The organism is Streptomyces sp. 8L (assembly GCF_020176795.1).
In the GTDB taxonomy this organism is placed as follows: domain Bacteria; phylum Actinomycetota; class Actinomycetes; order Streptomycetales; family Streptomycetaceae; genus Streptomyces.
Map to the genome: position 1 here is coordinate 1 of NZ_JAIUKE010000481.1, position 3081 is coordinate 3081.

The 3081-nt window shown below is 78.6% G+C and carries 2 protein-coding genes (1 of these 2 only partly in view); both read right to left on the reverse strand.

Annotated features, from left to right (window positions below; all coding sequences use genetic code 11):
- Positions 1-383: signal recognition particle receptor subunit alpha (locus tag LCE31_RS31740; RefSeq protein WP_225020529.1), on the reverse strand; the 383-nt coding region annotated here is incomplete at its 3' end.
- 196 nt (positions 384-579) lie between these two features.
- Positions 580-3081, reverse strand: partial view of a [protein-PII] uridylyltransferase gene (locus LCE31_RS31745; RefSeq protein ID WP_225020532.1) — the 3' portion only. The gene runs 144 nt beyond the window's last position; the window shows 2502 of its 2646 coding nt (coding positions 145-2646); its start codon lies off the right edge, out of view — the gene reads right to left on this strand; the stop codon is at positions 580-582.

The following is a 3081-nucleotide window of genomic DNA, read 5'->3' on the forward strand; positions in this document are numbered from 1 at the left end:
CCCCCCCGCCCCCCCGCGCGCGGGGGGGGGGGGGGGGGGGGGGGCGCGCCCCCCCGGGGGCCGCCCCCTCTCGTCGCGGGGGGGGGCGGCGCCCCCCCCCCCCCCCCCCCCCGCGTCTCGCCGCCGAGGATGCCGATGAGCTCCTCATTGACGATCTTGACGACCTGCTGCGCCGGGTTCAGCGCGCGGGAGACTTCCTCGCCCGCGGCGCGCTCCTTGATCTGTTTGATGAAGGCGCGGACGACGGGCAGCGCCACGTCGGCCTCAAGCAGCGCGATACGGATCTCACGTGCCGTGGCGTCGATGTCCTCCGGGCTGAGGCGCCCTTTGCCCCGGAGGCTCTTGAAGGTGGCTGCGAGGCGGTCGGAGAGAGTGTCGAACACGGTGGTCGCGAATCCTCGGCTAGGGGGCGGGCGAACGGGCTGCCCTCCAGGGTATCCGGACCGGCGGACATCCCGGCCCCTGCCCGCCGCAATCCCCGCGGGGACCGGCTCCCGCGCCCCGGCGCGCGCGACCGTCCCGCCCGACAGCCCGGGCGCGCGCACCCTCCGCGGCCGGGGCAGCGCTCGACGGTGTCCGTCAGCCGCCGGTCAGGGCCGCCTCCACCCGCTTGGCGGTCATCTCGGCCTCCTCCGCGGTCAGCGGGGTCCCGTCCGGTCGTGTCACGTACACCGTGTCGACGGCGTTCGCGCCGAGCGTGGACACGTGCGCGCTGCGCACGCGCAGGTCCGCCGTCTCCAGGGCCCGCCCGATCCGGTGCAGCAGTCCCGGGGCGTCGTGGGCCCGTACCTCGATCACGGTGGCCTCCCGGGACGCGGCTCCGGCGACGGTGACGCGGGGCGGGGGCGCCGGGGCGCCGCGCCGCCGCGGGTAGGCGGCATCGCGCTCCGCGAGCCGGGCGGCGATGTCGAGCGTCCCGTCCAGGACGCGTACGAGGTCGGCGCGCAGCCGGGCCTCCTCGGGGAGCGAGCCGTACGCGGCGGCGACCCGCCAGCTCAGCAGCAGGACGTCGGTGGTCGCGGCGGGGTCGCCGAGACCGGTCGGCAGCTCCACCGCCCGCAGGTCGGCGGCGCGGACCGTGAGCCGGTGCAGCGCGAGCACCCCCGCCACGGCGGGCAGCACGCCGGGCCGCTCGGGCAGGGCGACGTGCAGCTCCACGCCGACGGGCTCGGGCGGCGCCGGCTCCTCCGGGGCGTGCGGCGCGTCGGGGGAGCCGTCCTCGCCGCGCGGCCCTTCCGCACGCAGGGAGAGGACGGGGCCGCCGGTGCGCAGCGCCTCGACGGCGAGGCGCTCCTGCTGGGCGCTGGGCGCTTCGGGGTCCGGCCGCTCCACCGGCTCGCCCGCCAGGGCGGCGGCGACGCGCCGCACCAGGCCTGCGACGAGCCCGGCCCGCCAGGCGGACCAGGCGGCGGGTCCTGTCGCCAGGGCGTCGGCCTCGGTGAGCGCGTGGAGGAGCTCCAGTGTGGTCAGGCTCCGTACGTGCCGCGCGACCGCGGCGACGGTCGCGGGATCGTCCAGGTCGCGCCGGGTCGCGGTGTCGACAAGCAGCAGGTGGTGGCGGACGACGGTGGCGACGACGGACGTGTCGTCGGCGTCGAACCCGACCCGCGCGGCCACGTCCCGCGCGATCGTCTCGCCCACCACGGAGTGGTCGCCCGGCCAGCCCTTGCCGAGGTCGTGCAGGAGGGCGCAGATGAGCAGCAGGTCGGGGCGGGAGACCCGGCGGGTGAGGGAGGCGGCCCGTACGGCGGTCTCCACGAGGTGCCGGTCGACGGTCCAGGTGTGGACGGGGTTGCGCTGGGGGCGGCAGTGGACGCGCTCCCAGTCGGGCAGCAGGCGGCCGACGATGCCCTCCGCCTCCAGGGCCTCCCACACCGCGACGGTCGGTTCGCCCGCGCCGAGCAGGGTGATCAGTTCCTCGCGGGCCTCCGCGGGCCACGGCACGGGCAGCGGCGGTGCGGCCGCGGCGAGGCGGCGCACGGCGTGCGGGGAGATCGGCAGGCCCGCCTGGGCGGCTGCGGCGGCGGCGCGCAGCGGCAGGACGGGGTCGCGCTCGGGCCGCGCGGTGCGGGCGAGGACGGCCTCGCCCTCCTGCTCGACGACACCGTCCGCGAGGGGAACACGGTCGGTGGCGGGCTTCCCGCCGACGCCGAGCATCGCGCGCAGCCGGGGCCGCGCCGCCCGCGCCCGCAGGACGCGGTTCACCTCGCGCCAGGTGACGTCCGAGGCGTACGAGATGGTCCTGGCGGCCTCGTAGACCTGCCGCAGCAGGGCGTCGGCGTCGGGGAGCCTCAGCGCCTCGGCGACGCCGTCCTGCTCCTGGAGTGCGAGCCGGTCGGTGGCGCGGCCGGTGGTGAGGTGGAGCGTGTCGCGGATGTCGAGGAGCCGGGTGCGCGCCTCGGTGAGCCCCTCGCGGGGCGCGTCGGCGAGCCAGGACGCGGCGACGGCGCGCAGGGCGGTCGCGTCGCGCAGCCCGCCCCGGGACTCCTTGAGGTCGCCCTCCAGCAGGAACTGGAGCTCGCCATGGCGCTCGCCGCGCTCCCGGCACAGTTCCGCGAGTTCGGGCAGGCGCTTGACCGCGTGGTTGCGCCAGTCGGCCAGGACGGTGGTGCGGAGCCTGGTGAGCAGGCCCAGGTCACCCGCGACGGGGCGCGCGTCGAGCAGCCCGAGGTGGACCTTCAGGTCCTCCGCCGCAGCCTTGCGGGCCTCCGCGGGGGTGCGTACGGAATGGTCGAGGGCGACGCCGAGGTCCCACACGGGGTACCAGAGGCGTTCGGCCAGCGCAGAGACGGCGGCGGAGGGCGCGCCGTCGTGCAGGAGCAGCAGGTCGAGGTCGCTGCGCGGGGAGAGCTCGCCGCGTCCGTAGCCGCCGACGGCGACGAGGGCGGCGCCCTGGACGCCGGTGCCCGCGGCGGCGTCGTCGAAGAGCCCCTTGAGCCACTGGTCGGTGAGGTCGGCGAGGGCCTCGCGACGCGGGCGGGGGGGGGGGGGGGGGGGGGGGGGGGGGGGGGGGGGGGGCGGGCGCCGGCGCGGGGCCGCGGGCGGGCCGCCGGGGGCCGGCGCGCGGGGGCCCGGCGCCGC